The organism is Stenotrophomonas sp. 8(2023), assembly GCF_030345295.1.
GTDB classification, from domain to species: domain Bacteria; phylum Pseudomonadota; class Gammaproteobacteria; order Xanthomonadales; family Xanthomonadaceae; genus Stenotrophomonas; species Stenotrophomonas muris.
Window position 1 is genome coordinate 3,368,895 of sequence record NZ_CP128404.1, and the last position, 22,080, is coordinate 3,390,974.

At 68.0% G+C, this 22,080-nt stretch carries 15 protein-coding genes and 1 riboswitch; of the genes, 9 read left to right on the forward strand and 6 right to left on the reverse strand.

Annotation, left to right across the window (positions count from 1 at the left end; all coding sequences use genetic code 11):
• Window positions 1-411: 411 nt before the first annotated feature.
• The gene (locus QP609_RS15770) at window positions 412-3,939 is read right to left on the reverse strand and encodes a hybrid sensor histidine kinase/response regulator (protein ID WP_046432011.1); all 3,528 of its coding nucleotides are present in this window, start codon (window positions 3,937-3,939) and stop codon (window positions 412-414) included.
• Window positions 3,940-4,035: 96 nt separating this feature from the next.
• A complete protein-coding gene (locus QP609_RS15775; protein ID WP_197621460.1) occupies window positions 4,036-7,578 on the reverse strand; it encodes an ATP-binding protein in 3,543 nt (1,180 codons plus the stop codon).
• A gap of 164 nt (window positions 7,579-7,742) precedes the next feature.
• Here QP609_RS15775 and QP609_RS15780 point away from each other — a divergent pair, with 164 nt between their 5' ends.
• Genes QP609_RS15780 through QP609_RS15790 form a run of 3 tightly spaced genes read left to right on the forward strand, consistent with a single transcriptional unit; the run spans window position 7,743 to window position 9,532 of the window.
• A complete protein-coding gene (locus QP609_RS15780) occupies window positions 7,743-8,387 on the forward strand; it encodes a YceI family protein (protein WP_014648056.1) in 645 nt (214 codons plus the stop codon).
• Window positions 8,384-8,956 (forward strand): cytochrome b, encoded by a 573-nt coding sequence (locus QP609_RS15785; protein ID WP_134809180.1) that lies wholly within the window; start codon window positions 8,384-8,386, stop codon window positions 8,954-8,956. Before QP609_RS15780 ends, QP609_RS15785 begins: the two co-directional genes overlap by 4 nt.
• A 3-nt stretch (window positions 8,957-8,959) precedes the next feature.
• Window positions 8,960-9,532: a YceI family protein gene (locus QP609_RS15790; protein ID WP_014648058.1), complete on the forward strand. Its 573-nt coding sequence runs from the start codon at window positions 8,960-8,962 to the stop codon at window positions 9,530-9,532.
• A gap of 119 nt (window positions 9,533-9,651) precedes the next feature.
• Here QP609_RS15790 and QP609_RS15795 read toward each other — a convergent pair whose 3' ends face one another.
• Window positions 9,652-9,882: a glutaredoxin family protein gene (locus tag QP609_RS15795; protein WP_014648059.1), complete on the reverse strand. Its 231-nt coding sequence runs from the start codon at window positions 9,880-9,882 to the stop codon at window positions 9,652-9,654.
• 99 nt (window positions 9,883-9,981) lie between these two features.
• Here QP609_RS15795 and QP609_RS15800 point away from each other — a divergent pair, with 99 nt between their 5' ends.
• Together QP609_RS15800 and QP609_RS15805 are read left to right on the forward strand one after the other, a co-directional pair.
• On the forward strand, window positions 9,982-11,364 hold the full coding sequence (locus tag QP609_RS15800; protein ID WP_006464040.1) for an L-serine ammonia-lyase: 1,383 nt from the start codon (window positions 9,982-9,984) through the stop codon (window positions 11,362-11,364).
• A 203-nt stretch (window positions 11,365-11,567) separates the two neighbouring features.
• On the forward strand, window positions 11,568-12,563 hold the full coding sequence (locus QP609_RS15805; protein WP_164077909.1) for an alpha/beta hydrolase: 996 nt from the start codon (window positions 11,568-11,570) through the stop codon (window positions 12,561-12,563).
• Window positions 12,564-12,673: 110 nt separating this feature from the next.
• Here the strand turns inward: QP609_RS15805 and QP609_RS15810 are convergent, their stop codons facing one another.
• Genes QP609_RS15810 through QP609_RS15820 form a run of 3 tightly spaced genes read right to left on the reverse strand, consistent with a single transcriptional unit; the run spans window position 12,674 to window position 16,001 of the window.
• Complete coding sequence (locus QP609_RS15810) at window positions 12,674-13,741, reverse strand: homoserine dehydrogenase (protein ID WP_032957054.1); 1,068 nt, start codon at window positions 13,739-13,741, stop codon at window positions 12,674-12,676.
• The gene (locus QP609_RS15815; protein ID WP_197621774.1) at window positions 13,738-14,973 is read right to left on the reverse strand and encodes an O-succinylhomoserine (thiol)-lyase; all 1,236 of its coding nucleotides are present in this window, start codon (window positions 14,971-14,973) and stop codon (window positions 13,738-13,740) included. The genes QP609_RS15810 and QP609_RS15815 overlap by 4 nt, the downstream gene beginning before the upstream one ends.
• Window positions 14,970-16,001 carry a homoserine O-succinyltransferase gene (locus QP609_RS15820; RefSeq protein ID WP_014648063.1) on the reverse strand — a complete coding sequence of 344 codons (1,032 nt, stop codon included), beginning with the start codon at window positions 15,999-16,001 and terminating at the stop codon, window positions 14,970-14,972. Before QP609_RS15820 ends, QP609_RS15815 begins: the two co-directional genes overlap by 4 nt.
• A gap of 77 nt (window positions 16,002-16,078) precedes the next feature.
• Window positions 16,079-16,197: riboswitch (SAM riboswitch) on the reverse strand.
• A 148-nt stretch (window positions 16,198-16,345) separates the two neighbouring features.
• Between QP609_RS15820 and QP609_RS15825 the strand changes: the two genes are divergently transcribed.
• From QP609_RS15825 to QP609_RS15840, 4 genes are all read left to right on the forward strand, one after another.
• The gene (locus QP609_RS15825) at window positions 16,346-17,230 is read left to right on the forward strand and encodes a M23 family metallopeptidase (protein ID WP_197621773.1); all 885 of its coding nucleotides are present in this window, start codon (window positions 16,346-16,348) and stop codon (window positions 17,228-17,230) included.
• Window positions 17,231-17,296: 66 nt separating this feature from the next.
• Window positions 17,297-18,901, forward strand: a complete 1,605-nt coding sequence (locus QP609_RS15830; RefSeq protein ID WP_014648065.1) for a peptide chain release factor 3 — start codon at window positions 17,297-17,299, stop codon at window positions 18,899-18,901.
• A gap of 160 nt (window positions 18,902-19,061) precedes the next feature.
• Entirely contained in the window at window positions 19,062-19,700 is a 639-nt protein-coding gene (locus QP609_RS15835; RefSeq protein WP_005410682.1) for a hemolysin III family protein, read from the forward strand.
• An 82-nt stretch (window positions 19,701-19,782) separates the two neighbouring features.
• Window positions 19,783-21,756, forward strand: coding sequence for an AsmA family protein (locus QP609_RS15840; protein ID WP_197621772.1), 1,974 nt, complete (start codon window positions 19,783-19,785; stop codon window positions 21,754-21,756).
• Window positions 21,757-22,080: the final 324 nt, after the last annotated feature.

Consider the following 22,080-nt stretch of genomic DNA (forward strand, 5'->3'; position numbering starts at 1 on the left):
GCGGGCTTGCAGGACACGCCGTAAATCCCGCTCCGCGGTCCGGCCCAGCCGCCGGCGGCTGCGCGTTCGGGCGCTTGCGAAGCAGTGCTTCGCAAGCAAAGCGCCCTCACCCATGGGGACTCGATGGCGCCATCCATGGCGCCAACGGTCCTGCAAGCCCACACCGCCCCACCTCTGACAGGTTCACGCGGCTGTGGGTAACGGCGACTGTTGGAACGCGCGGTTGTTGGTAGGTGTCGACCTTGGTCGACACATCTGTCAGATATCGAATTCCAGATTGGGGTCAGAGCCCGTTGCGCAGCAACGGGATCCGACCCCGAGCTCCGACAGATCGCGGAAAACTGTCGAAGGCGGGCTTTTGACGTTGACATTGATTCTGCAGGTGCAGGACTGCAAGCCCTGCAATAAACCCTACCTGCCCATCGCCCTGGCGATCGCTTCCACCAGCAGTTCACCGGTCACCGGCTTGCGCAGGAAGCCGCCGATGCCGGCCGCTTCCACCTGCTGCTGAAGGTCCGGATCAGTCCGCGCGGTCACCGCCAGCAGCGGCAGCATGTAGCCCTGGTTACGCAGGTGCTGGGCCAGTTCGAAGCCGCTCAGGCCGGGCAGGTCCAGATCCAGCAGGCCGACGTCGAAATCGCCGGCACTGATCTCGCGCAGCGCCGCCAGCGCATGGCCGGCATGCACCACCTCGTGGCCGCGTGCGCTCAACAACCCCCGCACCACATCGGCCACGGTGGCATCGTCCTCGACCAGCAGCACCCGCAGCGGTGGCATGTTCGCCGCATCGTCGCGATGCCCCTCGGCGGACACCTCGGCGTCACCGTCCACCACCAGTGGCAACGGCAGGGTGACGCCGAAGCAGGTGCCCCGGCCCAGCTGGCTCTCCACCTGGATCCGCCCCTGCATCGCTTGTGCCAGCTCGCGGCAGATCGCCAGGCCCAGGCCGCTGCCACCGTACTGCGCTGCCGTACGTGCACCATCGGCCTGCTCGAAGCGTCGGAACAGGCGCTGCTGCTGTTCCTGGCTGATGCCCGGGCCGGTATCACGTACCTCGAAATGCAGCGCGCGCAGCTCGCCATCGCAACGTGCATGCAGGGTGATGGTGCCGCGGCTGGTGAATTTCACTGCGTTCGACAGCAGGTTCAGCAGGATCTGCCGCACGCGCATGGCATCACCGGTCGCCTGCAGGCCCGGCGGCAGCTGGTTGTCCAGGACGAAGCGCAGGCCCTTCTGTGCAGCCAGCGGGCCCATCAGCGCCGCCAGATCCTGCAGCAGGCCATTCAACGCAAACGACTGCGACTGCAGCTCCAGGCGCCCGGACTCGATCCGCGCCAGGTCCAGCGCATCGTTGACCAGATGCAGCAGGTGCTCGCCCGCATGCCGGATCGACTGCGTGTAGCCGCGCTGCTGCGGGTCCAGTGGCGAAGCCAGCAGCAGCTCGCTCATGCCCAGCACGCCGGTCATCGGCGTACGGATCTCATGGCCAAGGTTGGCCAGGAAGCGGGTCTTGGCCGCCGAGGCCTGCTCGGCCAGTTCCTGCTTGTGCAGCGCCAGCTGGTAGGCGTGGCGCCGCTGCAGGCGGCGTCGGTACAACCAGGCGAACCAGCTGGTCAGCAGCAACCCGACCGACGCCAGTACCAGCAGGCCGGACAGGCTGCGCCACCACGGCGGCTGCACGCGGAACTCCAGGCTCTGCACCCGCGACCACACATGGTCGGCCGAGCGTGCCTGCACTTCCAGCCGGTAGCTGCCCGGCGCCAGGCGCGAGAACAGGCGCTCGCCCGCCGGACCGACTTCAACCCAATCCGGGTCGTAGCCGGCCAGGCGATAACGGTAGGTATTGGACGCCGAGTCGGCAAAGGACAGCAATCGCGCGACGATGCGCAGGTCGCGATCGCCATCGGCGATCTGCAACGGCGCATCGTGGGTCATGTCCAGCACCTGTTCGTTGCGGCGCACTTCCACCCGCTCGATCACCAGTGGCGCGCGACGTACCGAAGGCCGTACCTGCTCCGGGTCGAACACCACCGCGCCCGCTGCCGTTCCGGCCACCAGGTGGCCATCGGCCGCTGCGATCAGGGTGTGCTCGCGGAATTCCTGGCTTGGCAGGCCGTCGTGCACGCCGTACAGGCGCACGCTCTGCCCATCGGCACTGACACGTACCAGGCCGCGTGCGCTGGTCGCCCAGGCCACGCCCTGCGCATCCACCACCAGGCCAGAGGCGGAGATCGCCGGATAGCCCTGTTCGGCACCGACCACCGCCTGCCGTTCCAGCCGCCCCTGGCTCCAGCGGTATCGCGACAGGCGCCCGTCCTCGGACAACCAGACCTGGCCGTCACGGCCCACATGCAACGCATGGATGGCCGTTGCCGGCGCACCCGGCACCGGCTGGAAGCGTTCGCTTTCCGGCAGCCACTGCAGCAGGCCACGGCTGCTGGCCAGCCAGATATGGTCCTGCGGACCGCATTCCACATCGAGGTTGAGCTGGCCCTGCTGCAGGCCGCGCTGGCCATTGTCCAGCTGGCGCCGCAGGCGTCCGTCGAGATCACGTTGCTGCAGGCCCGCGGGAAGCATCAACCAGAGGCTGTCGCCGTCGCAGGTCATCATCGCTTCGATGACCCCTTCCATCGCCGCATCGGTACCGGCATCACGGCCCCAACGACGCAGTTCGCGCCGTTGCGGGTCGTAGCGCACCAGTGCATCGGTCGATCCGATCCAGACCTGGCCACGCCGGTCCTCGCGCACCGAGGTCAGCCAGTGCATGCCGTTGACCCAGGTGCGGTGCTGCTCGATCCTGCCGGTCTTCGGATCGAAGCGGTCCAGCGCGCCATGGCTGCCCACGGTCCAGACACCGCCATTGCTGGACGGGCTGGTGCCCAGCACGAGCGCATTGCGCAGCGAGCTGGGGTCGTCCTCCAGCCGCGACAGCACCGAGAACTGCCACCAGCGTGGCAGCAGGTGCCACAACCCGGCATTGGTGCTGGCCAGCCAGATGCCACCTTCGCGGTCCTCATAGGCACCGGTCCAGTTCGGCCGCACCGGACCGCGTGCGATCGCGCTGTACAGCGGCACGGTCTGGTACTGGCCGTCGACCGCACGTCCCAGCCCGGTGCGCGTATCCAGCCAATGCCCGCCCTGCTCGTCGCGCAGCATCATGCCCAGCACCTGCTCGCCTGGCGGCAGCTTCCACGGTGGTGCCTCGAAGCGGCCATCCGGGCGGCGCACGGTGGCCCCGGCCATCGTGCTGATCCACAGGCTGCCATCGGGCTCGGCGGTCAACCCGTTGATCAGCAGGCTGGGAATGATGTCCGTACCGACACGCTCGAAGTCGGTCCCGGTCCAGCGTGCCACGCCATGCTTGGTGCCGATCCACAGGCTGCCATCGGCCAGCGTGGCCAGGTAGGGCACCGACGACGAAGGCAGGCTGCGCGGATTGTTCGGCTCGGGCAGGAAGCGCTGCAGGCGGTCCTGGCTGTCCAGGCGGTACAGGCCGCCTTCGTGGGTACCGAACCAGATCGAGCCATCAGGCGTGCTGGCCAGGCTCCAGACCGTGTTGGTGCCCATCAACGGCTGGCTGCTGCGGTCGTAGAAGTGCAGCTGCCGGCGGTCGGCCGACATGCGCACCAGGCCAGCGTTCTCGGTGCCTATCCACAACTGGTTGCGGGCATCGACCAGCACCGTCCAGATGCGGTTGTCACGCAGTCCATCCTCGGAACGCCACACGCGGTAAGTGCGGCCGTCATAGCGGGCCAGGCCATCGTTGGTGGCGATCCACAGGTAGCCGTACCGGTCCTCGGCCATGCGGTTGACGGTATTGGACGGCAGGCCATCGAACACCGTCACCTGCCGCGGGCTCGGAGGCACCGGCTGTGCCGCAGCGGGCAACGCGCCGCACAGGAGGACCAGCAGCAGCATCGCCGCCCGCAGATACACCACCGATTGCCTCCTCACGCTGGTCCTGATGATTCCCGCGCTGCGGGCGTCGGCATGGTAAACCGAAAGTCGCGCCGTTCACGCCCGGCGCCGGCACAGTCACGCAGTTGCCTGCCGTTTCGCACGCGCCTGGGCGATGGCCGCCACCAGCAGGTCGCCGGTCACCGGCTTGCGCAGGAAGCCATCGAAGCCGGCGGCCAGCACCTGGGTTTCGGCGTAGGCATCGGAACGGGCGGTCACTGCCACCAGCGGCAGTTCATAGCCCATGGTGCGCAGCTGGCGGGCGATGGCCGTACCGTCCAGCGCGGGCAGATCGAGATCGAGCAGGCCGACGTCGAAACCATCGGTGGCGATCTCCGACAGCGCGCCCAGGCCATGCAGCACGTGGACCACCTCATGCCCGCGCACCCGCAGCAGGCCGGCGATGACCTCGGCCACCGTGGCGTCGTCCTCGACCAGCAGGATGCGCAGCGGCGGCAGTTCCGGCAGGGCCGCCACCTCGCCCGCGGTGCCGGCGGCCTGGCGCGTCCAGGGCAGGGGCAGGCGCACGCGGAACCGCGCACCCTTGCCAGGCTGGCTGTCCACTTCGATACGCCCCCCCATCGCCACCGCCAGTTCCTGGCAGATCGCCAGTCCCAGGCCACTGCCGCCGTAGCGCGACGCGGTGCGCGGACCGTCGGCCTGTTCAAAACGATGGAACAGGCGCTGCTGCTGCTCGGCATTGATGCCCGGGCCACTGTCATGCACTTCGAAACACAGGCCGCCCTTCTCTTCCAGGCGCACGGCCAGGCCGACGTGGCCGCGCTCGGTGAACTTGATGGCGTTGCCGAGCAGGTTCAGCAGGATCTGGCGCACGCGCATCTCGTCGCCGCTGACACTGACCGGCCCTGCCGGGTTTTCACCGCGCCGGAATTCCAGCTGGCGCTGCTGCGCCATCGGCTGCATCAGGCCCTGCACCTGGTCGAGCAGTTCCTCCAGGTCGAACGGACGCAGATCCAGCTCAAGCCGCCCGGCTTCGATGCGGGCCAGGTCCAGCGCATCGTTGACCAGCCGCAGCAGATGGCTGCCGGCCTGCTGGATCGACCCCGCGTAGCCACGCTGCACCGGATCCAGCGGAGTCGCCAGCAGCAGTTCGCTCATGCCCAGCACGCCGGTCATCGGCGTGCGTACTTCGTGGCCCAGCGTGGCCAGGAAACGGCTCTTGGCCTGCGAGGCCTGCTCGGCCAGCTGCTGCTTGTGCACCGTCAGCTGCCATTGCTGGCGACGGCGCAGCCGCGCGCGGACCGACCAGACCAGGACCACCAGCAGCAGCGACCCCAGCAGGATGTAGCCGAAGATCGCCATGCCGCTGCGCCACCACGGCGGCAGCACCTTCACCTGCAACTGCTGCGAAGGCGTCCACGCGCCCCGGGCGGTCGCTGCCTGCACCTCGATGACGTAGCTGCCGGTCGGCAGCCGCGACAGGGTGCGCTGGCCATCGCCCCCCTGCTCCACCCAGTCCTGGTCATAGCCCTGCACGCGGAAGCGGTAACGGTTGCCCTGCGGGCTGGCATAGGACAGCAGCCGCGCATCGATCTGCAGATCGCGGTCATCCGGTCCCAGCAACAGGGTGCCGGTGAGCGGCAACGGTTGCCAGCCGCGCGCGTCGTCGCGGCGTACGCGCACTTCGGCGATCACCAGCGATGAAGAAGGCAGCACCGTGTCGTCGGCATTCACATCGAAGGCAACCAACCCGGTCTGGGTGACGGCCAGCACGCGACCATCTGCATTCACTGCCGGTGGCCGGCCGGTGAACTCCGCATCGGACAGTCCATCGCGCTCGTTGAACTGCTGCAGGCGCCGCGTTTTCGGGTCCCAACGCAGCAGGCCGCGCGGCGTCGTCGCCCACAGCTGGCCGTTGCCGGCCAGCGCCAGCCCGCCCATGGTGACCGGCGGCACGCCTGCACTGCCGTCGATGCGCTGGATGAGGCGCAGGCTCAGGCCATCCCACTGGTAGCGCTCGAACGCGCCTTGGCGCGCCAGCCACAACTGTTGCGGATCGATCCACACCAGGTCGTAGATGGGCCCGCGCGAAACGCCCGGTACTGCCTCGAAGCGTCCAGCCTGCTCGCGCCAGATGCCCATGTCACCCATCACCCAGGGCCGGCCATGGGCGTCGAAGCGGATCTGCTCGATCGGCGCATCGGCGGTCCCGCGGAAATGCTCCAGCGGATAGCGGTGCAGCAGCCGGCCCTCTGCATCGCGCTGCTGCAGGTCCAGGCCCATCACCGACACCCACACCGTGCCATCAGGCGCCTGCCGCATCAGGTCGATGCGCTGGCGCAGGTCGGCACTGCCATCGATCCGCAGATCGCGCAGCGCGCCGGTAGCCGGATCGTAGACGGTGATGCGGCCGCCGCGTCCCAGCCACAGGCGCCCATCCGGGCGCGGCAGCACCGACCACACCACGCCGCTGCCGAGCTGCCGGTCGCTGGCCAGCAGGCGCAGGGTGCCCTGCGCATCGAGCTGGTACACCCCTCGCGCCGAGCCGACGTAGTAGTTCTTCCCATCGCTGGCCGCGCTCAACAGGTACTGGCTGTCCAGCGGCTTGCCGTCGAGCTGGTTCCAGATCGAGAAGCGCCGCCAGTCCGGTGGCAGATAGGCCAGGCCCTGGGTCAGCAGCGCCACCCACAATCCGCCCTCGTGGTCCTGCAGCAGATCGAGCACACCGCTGTGCGCGGTCAGGAAGCCGCTGCCGCGGTCGCCCTCCAGCCGGCGCAGCGCCGCCGCATCCCCCCGCAACAGGCCATCGGAGGTGCCAGCCCAGTAGCCCCCCTGGCGATCGGCCAGGACCAGGGCCGAGCGCAGCTGGGCGCTGTCGGCCCATCGCGGACGACTGACCCGGTCCTGCCCATCGATGCGGTACAGGCCATCGTTCTGGCTGCCGACCCAGATCGAACCCTCCGCATCCCGGCTCAACCGGAGCACGCTCAGCGTGCCCAGTTCCCGCGCGGCCACCGGCTCGAATCCGCTGCCGTTCCAACGCGCCACGCCCGCTTCGGTGCCCAGCCACAGGCGGCCCTGCGCATCGACCAGGCTGGTGAAGATGCTGTTGCTGGGCAGGCCTCCCGGCTGCGCCGGGTCATGGGTGTAGAGGCGCACGCTGCCGTCCTCGCCAAGCCGGCAGACGCCATGGTTGTTGGTCCCGATCCACAAGGCGTTGTCGACATAGGCCAGCGCCCAGAACTGCCCCTGGCAGGTGGAATTGACCGTGTCGAAGGTCCGGAAGCGCTCGCGGTCGGCATCCAGGCGGGCCACGCCCTTGCCGTTGATGCCCACCCAGACCCGGTCCAGCGGATCGATCAGCAGGGTCTCGATCTCGTTGCCGGGCAGCGAGCCCGGCTGTTCCGGATCGTGCTCCCAGACCCGCAGGCTGTTGCCGTCATAACGGGCGAGTCCACCATCGGTGGCGGCCCAGATGTGGCCCTGGCGATCCTCGGCCAGCGCCACCACCATGCGTGACGGCAAGCCTTCGGCGGCACCGAAGCGGCGCAGGCGCGGTGTTTCTGCCATGTCCAGGGTCGCAGCCGCCGTGGCCATCGCCATCAGCAGCAGTCCCATACCTGCGATGCCACGGCACCACCGGCGCCAGCCGCTCGTCATCCTGAACCCCCTGTCCTGGGCCGATTGTCACACAGGGCCGGGTTCATGGCTGCAACAGGCTGTTTCCAGCGGCGGCACCACCACGAACTGTTGCAGCCATGCACGCAACGTTGGCAGGGGGCTGTGCGTATGATCACAGCGTCACCTTCCGGAGCCCGCCATCGATGCGTCCCTGCCTGGCCCTGCTGCCGATGCTGCTCGCCACCGCCCCTGCCTGGGCGGCCGCCGACACCTATCGCCTCGATCCGGTGCACACGCGGGTGCTGTTCTCCATCGATCACGCGGGCTACTCGCAGGCCATGGGCACCGTGTCCGGCAGCGAGGGCCGCGTGCTGTTCGATCCCGACAACTGGCGCGACGCCACCCTGGAAGTGGACATTCCGGTGTCGCGTCTGGACCTTGGCGACGCCAAGTGGAACCAGGCCACGCTGGCCCGCAGCCTGCTCGATGGCGAGCGATTCCCCAGCGCACGCTTCGTCTCCAGCCGGGTCGAACCGATCGACGCCAAGCGTGCGCATGTGATCGGCACGCTGACCCTGCGCGGGGTCAGCCAGGAAGTCACCCTGGACGTGACCCTCAACGCGCTCAAGCGCTACCCGCTCCCTCCATTCCGACGCACCGCCGGGTTTTCCGCCAGCACGACGCTGAGCCGGCGCGCGTTCGGCATCACCGCCTGGCCGGGGGTCATCGGTGATGCGGTACAGGTGCGGATCGAGGCCGAAGCCACCCTCGACCGCAGCGACGCCCCGGGAACTCCCGCTCCCGTTCCACACTCCGACCACACGACGGCCCCCAAGGACCCTTCATGACCGCCAAGAACACCCCCGCCGCGTGGGGAAGTGTCAGCCAGCTCCTGCACTGGTTGATCGCACTGCTGATCCTCGCCCTGGGCGTGGTCGGCCTGACCATGGGCGAACTGCCCAAGACGCCCAAGTACTTCTGGGTCTACACCGCGCACAAGTCGATCGGCATCACCGTGCTGGCGCTGGTGCTGTTCCGTCTCGGCTGGCGCCTGTATGCCGGTGCGCCGAAGCCGGTGCCGGGCGTGCCCAGCTGGCAGGAACGCATCGCCAATGCCACCCACGTGCTGCTGTACGTGCTGATGTTTGCCATTCCGCTGTCGGGCTGGCTGTACGATTCGGCCAGTGGCCTGCGCCCGTTCCGTTGGTTCGGCCTGGTCGACGTGCCCAAGCTGAGCGGCCCCGACCCGCAGGTCGTCGCGGTGTCCCATGCCCTCCACGAATACGGCTTCTGGCTGTTGATCGCGGTGGTGCTGGCCCATGCCGGCGCTGCCTTCTACCACCACCTGTTCCAGCGCGATGCAACGCTGTCCCGCATGTTGCCGCGCGGCTGGCTCGCCTCCCCTCAGAAGGACTGACCGATGAACCTGAAACTGACCACTCCGGCCGCCGTGGCCGCCGCCCTGGCCGGCATGCTGGCCACCGCCCCGGCGCTCGCTGCGGAGTATGCGCAGGCCCCCGGTGCCGGCTCGATCCTGGTGTTCGCCAGCAAGTACGACGGCGAAGTGTTCACCGGCAGCTTCCCGGGCTTCGCCACCAAGCTCAGCTTCGACCCGGCCAACCCGGCCGCCGGTTCGCTGGATGTGGTGATTCCGCTGGCAGGCGCCAGGAGCGGCAACAGCGACCGTGACTCGACCCTGCAGGGCGCCGACTTCTTCAATGTCGGCAAGTTCGCCACCGCGCGTTACACCGCCAAGGGCTTCCGCGCCGTGGGCAACGACCAGTTCGCCGCCGATGGCACCCTGGAACTGCGCGGCGTCAGCAAGCCGGTCACCCTGACCTTCACCTGGAAGCCGGGCACCCAGCCGGTGCTGACCGGCAAGGCCACGGTCAAGCGCCTGGACTTCGGCGTCGGCGGCGGTGACTGGGCCGATACCAAGACCATTCCGGACGACACCGCGATCAGCACGATCGTGAAGTTCGACGCGAAATAAGACGCATCCGGTGATGCCGTGCCCGCGGCCGGCATCACCGGGCATCGCAACGCATGCGGTAGTGCCGGCCGCTGGCCGGCATCACCGGGAACAGAGGGTTTGCCGGCCAGCGGCCGGCACTACTGATCGACGGCCAACCAGGCCTGCACCGTGGCCGCATCGAACGGCCAGTCCAGCTCGCGCTCGCCGCGCTCGTCGCGCAGCACCGGCACGCGCGTGCCATAGCGCGCTTCCAGCGCCGGCTGGTCATCCAGGAACACCGATTCGAACTCCGGCGCCCGCGCCTTGGCCAGCTCGGCCAGGGCCAGGTCGCACAGGTGGCAATCGTCACGCTGGATCAGGGTCAGCACCAGTCAGGCTCCCGTGGCGGAAATGCTGCGCCGCAGCCATCGGATGGCCCGGCAAGCCGCTAGAATAGCCGCTTGTCCGGTACCCGCAGTTTGGCATCCATGGCTGTCAGCACGTTCGACGTTTTCAAGATCGGCATTGGCCCGAGCTCCTCGCACACCGTCGGACCGATGAAGGCCGCCGAGCGATTCATCCATCGCTGGCTGCTCGACCCGGGCCGCCTGCACGAGGTCGCGCGCATCCGCGCCGATGTCTACGGCTCGCTGGCCTTGACCGGCCGCGGCCATGGCACCGACAAGGCGATCCTGCTGGGCCTGGAAGGCCAACGGCCTAACCTGATCGACCCGGACATCATTCCGGCCACCCTGGAGCGCATCCGCAGCAGCAAGCGCATCCAGCTGATGGGCCAGCACGAGATCGCCTTCGACGAGAAGCGCGATCTCGGCATGAACAAGCGCCAGAAGCTGCCCTACCACACCAACGGCATGCGCTTCACCGCGTACAACGCCGACGACGAAGTGATCGCCACCCGCGATTACTACTCGGTCGGTGGTGGCTTCGTGGTCAACCAGGACGACGCGGCCGATGACCGCATCGTGCCCGATGAAACCCCGCTGCCCTACCCGTTCAAGAGCGGCGACGAGCTGCTGGCACAGACCGCACGCAGCGGCCTGAGCATCGCCCAGCTGATGTTCGAGAACGAAAAGTGCTGGCGCAGCGAAGACGAGATCCGCGCCCAGCTGCGCGAGATCTGGAGCGCGATGCAGTCGTGCGTCACCCGCGGCATCCGCGAGGAGGGCGTGCTGCCGGGTGGCCTGAAGGTCGGCCGTCGTGCACCGGCGCTGTACCGCGAGCTGTCGTCGAAGCCGGAAGCGGCGATGCGCGATCCGCTGACGACGCTGGACTGGGTCAACCTGTACGCACTGGCAGTGAACGAAGAGAACGCTGCCGGTGGCCGCGTGGTGACCGCACCGACCAACGGTGCGGCCGGCGTACTGCCGGCGGTGCTGCATTACTTCGACCGCTTCTGCCCCGGCGCCAACGAACAGCGCGTGTTCGATTTCCTGCTGACCTCGGCGGCGATCGGCATCCTGTACAAGGAAAACGCTTCGATTTCCGGTGCCGAAGTGGGCTGCCAGGGCGAAGTGGGGGTGGCCTGCTCGATGGCGGCCGGTGGCCTGGTCGCGGCGCTGGGGGGCAACCCGAGCCAGATCGAGAACGCCGCGGAAATCGGCATGGAACACAACCTGGGCCTGACCTGCGACCCGATCGGCGGCCTGGTGCAGATTCCCTGCATCGAGCGCAATGCAATGGGCGCGGTGAAGGCGATCAATGCCTCGCGCATGGCGATGCGTGGCGACGGCAAGCACAAGGTGTCGCTGGACAAGGTCATCAAGACCATGCGCGATACCGGCCGCGACATGCAGGACAAGTACAAGGAAACCAGCCGCGGTGGCCTGGCGGTGAACGTCATCGAGTGCTGAGGGCGACCGGCTCCGGCGCGATGGCGACGGGCCACAGGTAGAGTCGACTGTCAGTCGACCATCGCGCGCAGCGCGGGATTTCCGCGGCCTGAGGGAAGAGCAGTCGACCAACAGTCGACTCTACCCGGTCACCCTTGCCCGAACGGGCGACACCGTCACCGCGTTCCGGTTAGGCTCGGGGCTTCCCCACCCCGGATTGCCCCATGCGCGTGATCGCTGCCGCCCTGCTTGCCTGCCTTCCGCTGGCCGCCCTGGCCGCCCCCACCTACGGGCCTCGGCTGGAGGGTTTCGACTACGGCTATCCGGTGAAGACCTTCGCGCTGGAATCGCAGCGGCAGCCGCTGGAGATGGCCTACCTGGACATCGCGCCGAAGAAGGCACCCATCGGCGTGGTGGTGCTGCTGCACGGCAAGAACTTCTGTGCCGCCACCTGGAAGGAATCGATCAAGCCACTGGTCGCCGCCGGCTATCGGGTGATCGCCCCGGACCAGGTGGGCTTCTGCAAATCCAGCAAGCCCGAGCGTTACCAGTATTCGTTCGCGCAGCTGGCCGCCAACACCCATGCCCTGCTGCAACAGCTGCAACTGGGTGACGTCCCGGTGCACCTGGTCGGTCATTCGATGGGCGGCATGCTGGCGGTGCGCTACGCGCTGATGTTCCCGCAGGACCTGCGCAGCCTGTCGCTGGTCAATCCGATCGGGCTGGAGGACTGGAAGGCGCTGGGCGTCCCCTGGCGCAGCGTCGACGCGTGGTACGCCGGCGAAATGAACATCAGCTATGACAGCATCCGTCGCTACCAGCTGGAGGTGTACTACGACGGCAAATGGAAACCGGCCTACGAACCGTGGGCGCGGATGCAGTCGGGCATGTACGAAGGCCCGGGCAAGCAGGCCGTTGCATGGAGCCAGGCGCTGGCCTCGGACATGGTGTTCAACCAGCCGGTGGTCTACGAACTGAAGCACCTGCAGGTGCCGACCACGCTGTTCATCGGCCAGAAGGACCGCACCGCGATCGGGCGCGACCTGGCGCCGCCTGCGGTGAAGGCGACGCTGGGCAATTATCCGGTGCTGGGCAAAGCAGCAGCCGCAGCGATTCCCGGCGCGACGCTGGTCGAGTTCGCCGAACTGGGCCATTCGCCGCAGGTGCAGGACCCCAAGCAGTTCAACAGCGCGTTGTTGGAGGCCCTGAAGTCCCGCTGACCGGCAGGCGTGCCCTCTGTAGAGCCGAGCCCACGCTCGGCTCATGCGGCAGGACCGGGGTTCTGTCAGGAGCAGCCGAGCGTGGGCTCGGCGCTACAGGAACAATGCGATCAACCCACGATCCGCAGCACGTCATCCAGCAACGCGGCCGCAGTGACTTCCGCGCCGGCACCCGGTCCCTGGATCAACAAGGGTTGGCGGCGGTAGCGATCGCTGTGGATGGCCACGCGGTTGTCGGTGCCGGCACCCTGCGCCAACGGATGATCGGCCGGCAGTTCGCGCAGGCCCACCTGCGCACCTTCGCTGTCAACACGGCCAACGAAACGCAGCACGCGGCCGTTGTCACGTGCCTGCTGCCAACGCGCCTGCAGCGGCGCATCCAGCTGCTCCAAGGCAGCCACGGCATCCTCCAGCGGCAACGCTGCCAGCGCTTCGGGCACCAGTGAATCCACCTGTACCTGCGACGCATCCAGCGCCAGCCCGCTGCTGCGCGCCAGGATCAGCAGCTTGCGGCGCACGTCCTCGCCGGACAGGTCCAGGCGCGGGTCTGGCTCGGTATAACCGGCCGCCAGCGCCTCGCGCACCGCCGCCGAGAACGGCGACTGGCCGTCATAGCGATGGAACAGCCACGCCAGCGAGCCGGACAGCACGCCCTCGATGGCATGGATGTGATCGCCACCGGCCACCAGCGCGCGCAGGCTGCTCAACAGCGGCAGCCCGGCACCAACGGTGGCACTGTCGCCATAACGCGCGCCACTGTCGGCACAGCTTTCGGCAATGGCCTGCGCGCGGGCGAGCTGCGCGCCCCGGCCCAGCTTGTTGGCGGTCACCACATGCACGCCGCGCGCCAGCCATTGCACGTGACGGGCGGCCACGTCTTCACTGGCCGTGGCATCGACCACCACGTCGCCACGCTCCAGCCCTTCGGCGCTCGCCCATGGTGGCGAACTGTGGCCGTCGCGGGGGGCTCGACGTGCCAGTTCCAAGGGCAGCGCCAGGTCGCGATCGATCTCCAGCGCGGTGCGCGAGTTGGCCAGCCATTGCACGCTGGGCAGTTCCAACCCGCGCGCCTGCAGCGCCTGGTAGCGCTGTACGAAGGCCGAACCGACCGTGCCCGTACCGAGCAGCGCCAGGCGTCCCGCCCCCAGCGCAGGAATGTCAGCGGCGAGTGCGCTCATGCGTCCACCACCTGTTTGCGGCGGGCGGCCGCATCGATCACCGCTTCGGCGCGCTGCAGCGCGGCGCCGAGATCGGCCAGCAGGTCACGCTCGGCCTCGATGCCGACCGACAGGCGCAGCAGCCCTTCGCTGATGCCGGCGGCTGCACGCGCTTCGGCGGTCATCGCCGCATGAGTCATCGTGGCCGGATGTGCGATCAGGCTTTCGACGCCGCCCAGCGATTCGGCCAGGGTGAAACAGCGTAGCCCGTCCACAAATGCACGCACCGCCGCATGCGGATCATCACCGGCGCAGTGCGCCAGTTCGAATGACAGCATCGCGCCGAAGCCATTCTGCTGGCGCGCGGCGATGGCGTGGCCCGGGTGATCGGCCAGGCCCGGGTAGTACACCGCGCCGACCGCCGGATGCTGGTCCAGCAGGGCAACGATCGACGCCGTGTTTTCCTGGTGCACGCGCAGGCGCGCATCCAGCGTGCGCAGGCCGCGCAGGGTCAGGAAGGCATCGAACGGCGAACCGGTCAGGCCCAGCGCGTTGCCCCACCACACCAGCTGCTCGTGCATCGCCGGATCGCGCGCGACCACCGCCCCACCCACCACATCGCTGTGGCCATTGATGTACTTGGTGGTGGAATGCAGCACCAGGTCCGCACCAAACGACAGCGGCTGCTGCAGCGCCGGTGACAGGAAGGTGTTGTCGACCACCACGAGGGCACCGGCCTTGTGCGCGGCATCAATGACGAAGCGCAGGTCGGTGATGCGCAGCAGCGGGTTGGACGGGGTTTCCACCAGCACCAGCTTTGGCTGCGTGGCCAGCGCCTGCGCCAGCGCTCGCGGATCGGTCAGGTCGGCGGTGACCAGTTCGAAGTGCCCCTTCTTTGCCAACGCGTTGAACAGCCGCCAGCTGCCGCCGTAGGCATCGTGCGGCACCACCAGGGTGTCGCCCGGCTGCAGCAGCGCGTTCAGCACCAGGTTGATCGCGCCCATGCCGGTCGCGGTGATGACGCCGCCGGCGCCGCCTTCCAGTTCGGCCAGCGCTTCACCCAGCAGGTCGCGGGTCGGGTTGCCACTGCGCGTGTAATCGTACTGGCGCTTGTTGCCGAAGCCTTCAAAACTGAAGTTCGACGACAGCACGATCGGCGGCGTGACCGCGCCATGCGCGGTGTCCCGATCGATGCCGGCACGGACGGCGGCAGTGGTACGACTACAGGACGGCTCGTTGGCGTGCAGGCTCATGCGGACTCTCCAGAAGTGCGGAAGGCGGTGGCGAGGATCGCATCGATGCGATCGGTTTCTTTGAGGAAGGCATCGTGGCCATAGGGCGAGCGCAGCACGCGCAGGCTGCCGCGCGGGCCCAGCCCTTCGACCAGGCCGACCAGGTCGGCCAGCGGCACCAGGCGGTCGCCCTCCACGGCCACCACCACGGTCGGCGGCAGGATCGCGGTGGGATCGACGCGGTGCAGGTCGATTGATTCGGACAGGCGCAGGTAAGCGGTCACTGGCGTGCGCGCGACGTACTGCGCACCGGCCGCGTCGAGATAGTCTTCGGCAGCCACGCGCACGCGGCCATTGATGACCTCCGGCGCAGCATCAAAGCGCTCGCCGAACTCTTCCGGGGTGCGGTAGCTGAGCATGGCGAACTGCCGGGCCAGGGCCAGGCCGTGGTCTTCGCCGCACTGCAGCTGGCCCAGCGCGACCGCGCGGCGCTGCAATGCGCGCCAGGCGGCGGCATACGGATGCGGTCGGTGCGCACCGCTGGCCAGCACCAGCTGGCGCACGCGGGCACGATGACGGATCGCGAACTGCTGGCCGACCAGCGCGCCATACGAATAGCCAACGAAGGCCTTCAGCGTGCGGATGCCGAGATGGTCCAGCAGCAGCGCCAAGGCATCGGCCTGGTCGGCGGTATCGATCGGCACATCCAGTGCACCGTCGGCGCCGATGAAGTCGAAGGCCAGCACGCGCAGCTGCTGCGGATCCAGCGCGCGGCCGCTGCCCACCAGGTCTTCGGCCCAGCCCTTCTCGCGGAACTGCGTGTTGGACGCCACGTGGCGATGGGCGGAAATGCCACCGGCCAGCACCACCACCGGTGCATTGGCCGGACCGACCCACTCATAGCGCAGGCGCACCGGGCTGGGGCCGGCGTGGCGCATCGACAGCACCGCCGCGAACTCACCGCGCTCGGCATGCACGCGGTCTTCGACCGGCACGCTGACGGGGACAAAGGGTTCGGGGCGAATGGCGGTACTGGCGGCGAAGCTCATGGCGGGATCCGGTTGGGGAATCGGCCATCGAGCCTTCGCGGGGCCCGCGTTCGAGATGCACGTGTGGTGCATGGTTCGAACCATCTTTCGGTGGACGCCACGGTCCCCGCAGGATTTGGCACCTACGCAGACGCTTGCGCGCCTGCGGGCTGCCCCGGCTTCAAAGGGCCTGTCCCTCTGCCGGTCTCGATGGTGGGGCCACGATGCCAGCCCTTTCCGGCACTGTCAATCCCTTCATGCGGATAAAGCGATGAATATTCTTGGGACAGCTATGCGAAGGCCGTCCCGGTCGCCCTGTTCAGGATCGGGTACAGTCCGGGCGGTCCATTCCGCTGGAAACGCCGATGTCGCGCCTGCCCCTGTCCTGCCTGCTGCTGCCTCTGCTGGCGAGCGCGACCGCACACGCCGGCGACTGGCGCCAGGGCTGGGGACTGGCTCCCCCTTCCGCCCCGGCCACCCGCGCAGGCAGTGCCGAGGGCGCCGCCCCCATGGCCCAATTGCGCCTGCAGCCGGTCGGTACGCAATGGCAGGCCCGGATCGACAACGGGCTGGCAGGGCCGCTGCAGATCCAGCTGCGCGCCGCCCACGGGCACCCGGTCGAAGGCCTCCCGGTCGAGTCGCTGATCCAGGGCGACAGCAGCCTGGTAGTCGGCCACCTGCCCGCCCCGATCGATGGCCGCATGCTGGATCTACGCCTGCAGTCGGTGCCGGGCAACCCGGCCGCACAGGCCGAAGATGTCGCCTACCGCCTGCCATTCGATGCGGCGCGCCTGCGCGTGGACCAGGCGCCGCAGGGACGATTCAGCCATGACGACGAGGAGAACCGCGACGCGGTCGACTTCGCACTGCCGGAGGGCACCCTGGTGCTGGCCGCGCGCGAGGGTACGGTGATGCAGATCCAGGATGGCTTCCGTGGCAACGGCCAGGACCGCGAACGCGATGGTGCCCGCGCCAACTTCATCCGCGTGCTGCACAGCGACGGCAGCATGGCGCTGTACGGCCACCTGCAGGCCGGCGGCATGCGCGTGCGTCGTGGCCAGGCGATAGGGGCCGGACAGCCGATCGGCCTGTCTGGCAACAGCGGCTACAGCAGTGCCCCGCACCTGCACTTCGTGGTGCAGGTCAATCGCGGCATGGGCCTGCGCTCGGTGCCGGTGCGCATCTTCGCCGAGCAGGGCCAGCTGCAGTTCGCCCGCCAGGGCGAGGCCGAAGGCGGTACCGGGCGCTGACCGCCCCCGGCCGGTATAATCCGGCGCTTATCTCTTTGAAAAGCGCCCCGGGCGGGCGCCACTGCCATGTCCGAAGTCGCCAACGAAGCGTCGCGTCGCCGCACCTTCGCCATCATTTCCCACCCTGACGCCGGCAAGACCACGCTGACCGAAAAGCTGCTGCTGTTCGGGGGCGCGATCCAGATGGCCGGTTCGGTCAAGGGCCGCAAGGCTGCCCGCCACGCCACCTCCGACTGGATGGCGCTGGAAAAGGAGCGCGGCATCTCCGTCACCTCCTCGGTGATGCAGTTCCCGTATGAAGGCAAGATCGTCAACCTGCTCGACACCCCCGGCCACGCCGACTTCGGCGAAGACACCTACCGCGTGCTGACCGCGGTGGACTCGGCGCTGATGGTGATCGACGTGGCCAAGGGCGTGGAAGAGCGCACCATCAAGCTGATGGAAGTGTGCCGCCTGCGCGACACCCCGATCATGACCTTCATCAACAAGCTCGACCGCGAGGGCAAGGACCCGATCGAGCTGCTGGATGAAGTGGAAACCGTGCTCGGCATCCAGTGTGCGCCGGTCACCTGGCCGATCGGCATGGGCCAGCGCCTGAAGGGCGTGGTCCACCTGCTGACCGGCGAAGTGCACCTGTACGAACCGGGCCGCAACTTCACCCGCCAGGACTCGACCATTTTCCCGTCCATCGATGCTCCCGGCCTGGCCGAGAAGATCGGTGCACAGATGCTGGCCGACCTGCGCGACGAGCTGGAACTGGTGCAGGGCGCCAGCCACCCGTTCGACCTGCAGGCCTACCGCGAGGGCAAGCAGACGCCGGTGTTCTTCGGCTCGGGCGTCAACAACTTCGGCGTGCAGCCGCTGCTGGACTTCTTCGTCGAACACGCACCCGCACCGCAGGCGCGCTCCACCACCGGCCGCGAGATCGCCCCGGAAGAAAACAAGCTGACCGGCTTCGTGTTCAAGATCCAGGCCAACATGGACCCGCAGCACCGCGACCGCGTGGCCTTCATGCGGGTCTGCTCGGGCCGCTTCAGCGCCGGCATGAAGACCTTCCACGTGCGTACCGGCAAGGAAATGAAGCTGGCCAACGCGCTGACCTTCATGGCCAGCGACCGCGAAATCGCCGCCGAGGCGTGGCCGGGCGATGTGATCGGCATCCACAACCACGGCACCATCTCCATTGGCGATACCTTCACCGAAGGCGAAGCGGTCACCTTCACCGGGATCCCCAACTTCGCCCCGGAACTGTTCCGCCGCGCCCGCCTGCGCGATCCACTCAAGCTCAAGCAGCTGCAGAAGGGCCTGGCCCAGCTGTCCGAGGAAGGCGCGACCCAGTTCTTCCGCCCGCTCACCAGCAACGACCTGATCCTGGGTGCGGTCGGCGTGCTGCAGTTCGACGTGGCCGCCTACCGCCTGAAGGACGAGTACGGCGTGGAAGCCACCTTCGAGCCGGTGAGCGTGACCACTGCGCGCTGGGTCCACTGCAGCAACGAGAAGAAGCTGGAAGAGTTCCGCGAGAAGAACGCGCTGAACCTGGCGCTGGATGCCGCCGGGCACCTGGTCTACCTGGCGCCGACCCGGGTCAACCTGCAGCTGGCCCAGGAACGCTCGCCGGACGTGCGCTTCTCGGCCACCCGCGAAGCGGCGCATACCGTTTCGGCAGGCTGATGCCACGGGGTCGGATCCCTTTCCGGCAGGAAAGGGCTCTGACCCCAGCCAAGGCAAGGCAGGCATTCACACACCATACGGTGACAGGCGTGCACGCATCGCCCATCGCGGCGATGATAAGGGGGTGCGGGTCCCCCTCCCCGCGAACAATGCCTACGCCATGTCCACGACGTCCATTGCTTCGATCCGTGAAGAAATCGCCAGCGCCCTGACCCATGGCCTGGGCGCGGTATTCGCCCTGGCCGCCAGCGCGGTGTTGATCACCCTGGCGGCGATCTACGGCGACGGCTGGCAGCTGGCCAGCGCGATCGTATTCGGTATCGCGCTGTTGCTGCTGTACACCGCTTCCACGCTGTACCACGCCATCCAGCATCCGGTCGCCAAGGGCCGATTGAAGGTGTTCGACCATTGCGCGATCTATGTGCTGATCGCGGGCACCTATACCCCGTTCACCCTGATCGGCCTGCGCGGTCCGTGGGGCTGGGGCCTGTTCACCGCGATCTGGGCGCTGGCGCTGGGCGGCGTGGTGTTCAAGCTGTTCTACACCGGCCGCTTCAAGGTGCTCTCAACGGTGATCTACATCGCCATGGGCTGGCTGGTGGTCGTGGCGATCAAGCCGATGTGGGCCTCGATCGATGGCGGCACCCTCACCTGGCTGTTCGCCGGCGGCCTGTCGTACACGCTGGGGACCTATTTCTACCACCGTGAATCGATCCCGTACTCGCATGCCATCTGGCACCTGTTCGTGATCGGCGGCAGCGTCTGCCACTTCGTCGCGGTCACCATGCAGGTGCTGTAACGGCCGCTCGACGGCAGCGCGTGCACACCATGCACATGGTCGCTTCGCGCCCTGTCCACGAAGAGGGGGCAACCATGGCAGCGTGAATGCTGCCGCCTCCCCTGCCGCAAAGCGCACGCCCCGCTGGCGCCTCCGCCGCCCCGGCCCACGAGGCCGGCGCTGGCTCACGATCCTGATCTTCCTGCTGGCGGCGATCCTGGTACTGATCGCGTTGTGGGACTGGAACTGGTTCAAGGGGCCGGTGGAGCGCGCGGTGCAGGCACGCACCGGCCGCGTGCTGCACATCGGGAACCTTGATGTCGACCTCGGCCGCACCAGCACGATCCGCGCCGATGCGGTCACCTTCGCCAATGCCAGCTGGGCGAAACAACCCGATATGGCCAGCGCCGACCGCGTCGAGATCGACGTGCGGGTCTGGCCCCTGCTGCGCGGCAGCGTGCAGCTGCCCGAAGTGCGCCTGACCCGGCCGGACGTGCTGCTGGAAACCGCCCCGCGCAAGGGCGAACCGGGCAACTGGGATTTCCTCGGTGACAGCGCCGGCGGGACCAGCCCCCAGCTCAAACGGCTGCGCGTCGATGACGGTCGCCTGCAGTTTCTCGATGCGCTCGGCCGCACCGATATCCGCGTGGACGTGCGCAGCGGCCAGCCGAAACAGGCCGACGCGGCGCCACCGCTGCTGGTGCAGGGCAAGGGACGCTGGCAGGGCAATCCGTTCACCCTGCGCGGTGGTACCGAATCACCGCTGGAGCTGACCGACAGCGGCCACCCGTTCCGCATCCACCTCGACGGTCGCGCTGGCGCCACCCACGCCGTCGCCAGCGGCACATTGACCAATCCCTTCCAGCTGCGCGTGTTCGACCTGCAGTTCGCGCTCAGCGGCCAGGACCTGGCCGACCTCTACCCCTTGCTCGGCATCGCCATTCCGCCGTCCCCACCCTACGCGTTGAATGGTCGGCTCAAGCGTGACCACGACCTCTGGCGTTACGAGCAGTTCACCGGCAAGGTCGGCGACAGCGACCTCGGTGGCAACCTGCAGTTCGAAGTGGGAGGCGCGCGCCCGCGACTGACCGCCACGCTGGAATCCAGACGCCTGGACTTCGATGACCTGGCCGGCTTCGTCGGTGCGCCACCGAAGACCGGCGGCGGCGAAACCGCCAATGCAGAGCAGAAGGCCGAGGCCGCACGGGTCGCCGCGCGTGCGCGTGTGTTGCCGGACACGCCCTACAACCTCGGCAAGCTGCGTGCGATGGATGCCGACGTGCGTTGGAAAGCCCACCGCATCAACGCGCCGTCATTGCCATTGGACGACATGGATGCACACCTGTTGCTGGATGACGGTGTGCTGCGGCTGGACCCACTGAACTTCGGCGTCGCCGGCGGCGACATCCGCAGCACGATCCGCATGGACGCGCGCCAGCCGCAGATCAGTACCGCGCTGAAGGCCAGTGTGCGCGGCGTGCAGCTTGGCCAGTTGTTCCCCGACGCCAAGCTGGCCGAACAGGCCAAGGGCGGCATCGGCGGCGAGGTGGACCTAAGTGGCCGCGGCAATTCGATCGCCGGGATGCTCGGCAGCAGCAGCGGCAAGGTCGGCCTGGCAATGGGCCGTGGCCATGTCGGCAACCTGGTGATGGAACTGGCCGGCCTGGACATCACCGAGTCGCTGAAATTCCTGGTGACCGGCGACAAGCAGATCCCCCTGCGTTGCGCCTTCGCCGACTTCGGCGTGCGCGACGGCCTGATGACCAGCCAGGCGTTGGCGGTGGATACCACCGACACGATCCTCATCGGCGAAGGCACGGTCAGCCTGCGCGACGAGAGCCTGGACCTGCTGTTGAAGCCACGCCCGAAGGACAAGAGCATCCTGGTGCTGCGCTCGCCACTGCACATCGCCGGCACTTTCAAGGACCCGTCGTTCCGCCCGGACTTCAAGGCGCTGGGCATCCGCGGCGCGGTGGCCCTGGCACTGGGCAGCATCGCCCCGCCGGCGGCATTGCTGGCAACCATCGAACTGGGGCCGGGCAAGGATGCCGACTGCGGGGGGCAGTATGCGAAGTAGGGTTACAGCGTTGTTCGCGGCGCCTGCATTGATGGTGGCTTGAGGGGGACGGGTGACGCAGGCAGGACACGCCGCAAGTACGTCCCTGTAGGCTCGATGGCGCCATCCATGGCGCCAACGGTCCTGCACGCCCATGCCCTCCGCCTCTGGAAACATTTCCGCGAGCGCGGTGCGTACATGCGCGGTGCCTCGCCTTTGGTAGCCGCCAACCTTGGTTGGCAACAGCTTTTGACTTTGCTTTTTTTTTTGACTTTGAATTTCCGCTCTCGTTCCGCGCGCGCAGGAAACTGTCAGGAGGGGGACGGGTGACGCAGGCAGGACCGT

Bases quoted from the DNA above. Each gene is read 5' to 3' on its own strand.
- QP609_RS15775 (WP_197621460.1), bottom strand. From the start codon at position 7,578: ATGACGAGCGGCTGGCGCCGGTGGTGCCGTGGCATCGCAGGTATGGGA.
- QP609_RS15780 (WP_014648056.1), top strand. From the start codon at position 7,743: ATGCGTCCCTGCCTGGCCCTGCTGCCGATGCTGCTCGCCACCGCCCCT.
- QP609_RS15785 (WP_134809180.1), top strand. From the start codon at position 8,384: ATGACCGCCAAGAACACCCCCGCCGCGTGGGGAAGTGTCAGCCAGCTC.
- QP609_RS15790 (WP_014648058.1), top strand. From the start codon at position 8,960: ATGAACCTGAAACTGACCACTCCGGCCGCCGTGGCCGCCGCCCTGGCC.
- QP609_RS15800 (WP_006464040.1), top strand. From the start codon at position 9,982: ATGGCTGTCAGCACGTTCGACGTTTTCAAGATCGGCATTGGCCCGAGC.
- QP609_RS15805 (WP_164077909.1), top strand. From the start codon at position 11,568: ATGCGCGTGATCGCTGCCGCCCTGCTTGCCTGCCTTCCGCTGGCCGCC.
- QP609_RS15810 (WP_032957054.1), bottom strand. From the start codon at position 13,741: ATGAGCGCACTCGCCGCTGACATTCCTGCGCTGGGGGCGGGACGCCTG.
- QP609_RS15815 (WP_197621774.1), bottom strand. From the start codon at position 14,973: ATGAGCCTGCACGCCAACGAGCCGTCCTGTAGTCGTACCACTGCCGCC.
- QP609_RS15820 (WP_014648063.1), bottom strand. From the start codon at position 16,001: ATGAGCTTCGCCGCCAGTACCGCCATTCGCCCCGAACCCTTTGTCCCC.
- QP609_RS15825 (WP_197621773.1), top strand. From the start codon at position 16,346: ATGTCGCGCCTGCCCCTGTCCTGCCTGCTGCTGCCTCTGCTGGCGAGC.
- QP609_RS15830 (WP_014648065.1), top strand. From the start codon at position 17,297: ATGTCCGAAGTCGCCAACGAAGCGTCGCGTCGCCGCACCTTCGCCATC.
- QP609_RS15835 (WP_005410682.1), top strand. From the start codon at position 19,062: ATGTCCACGACGTCCATTGCTTCGATCCGTGAAGAAATCGCCAGCGCC.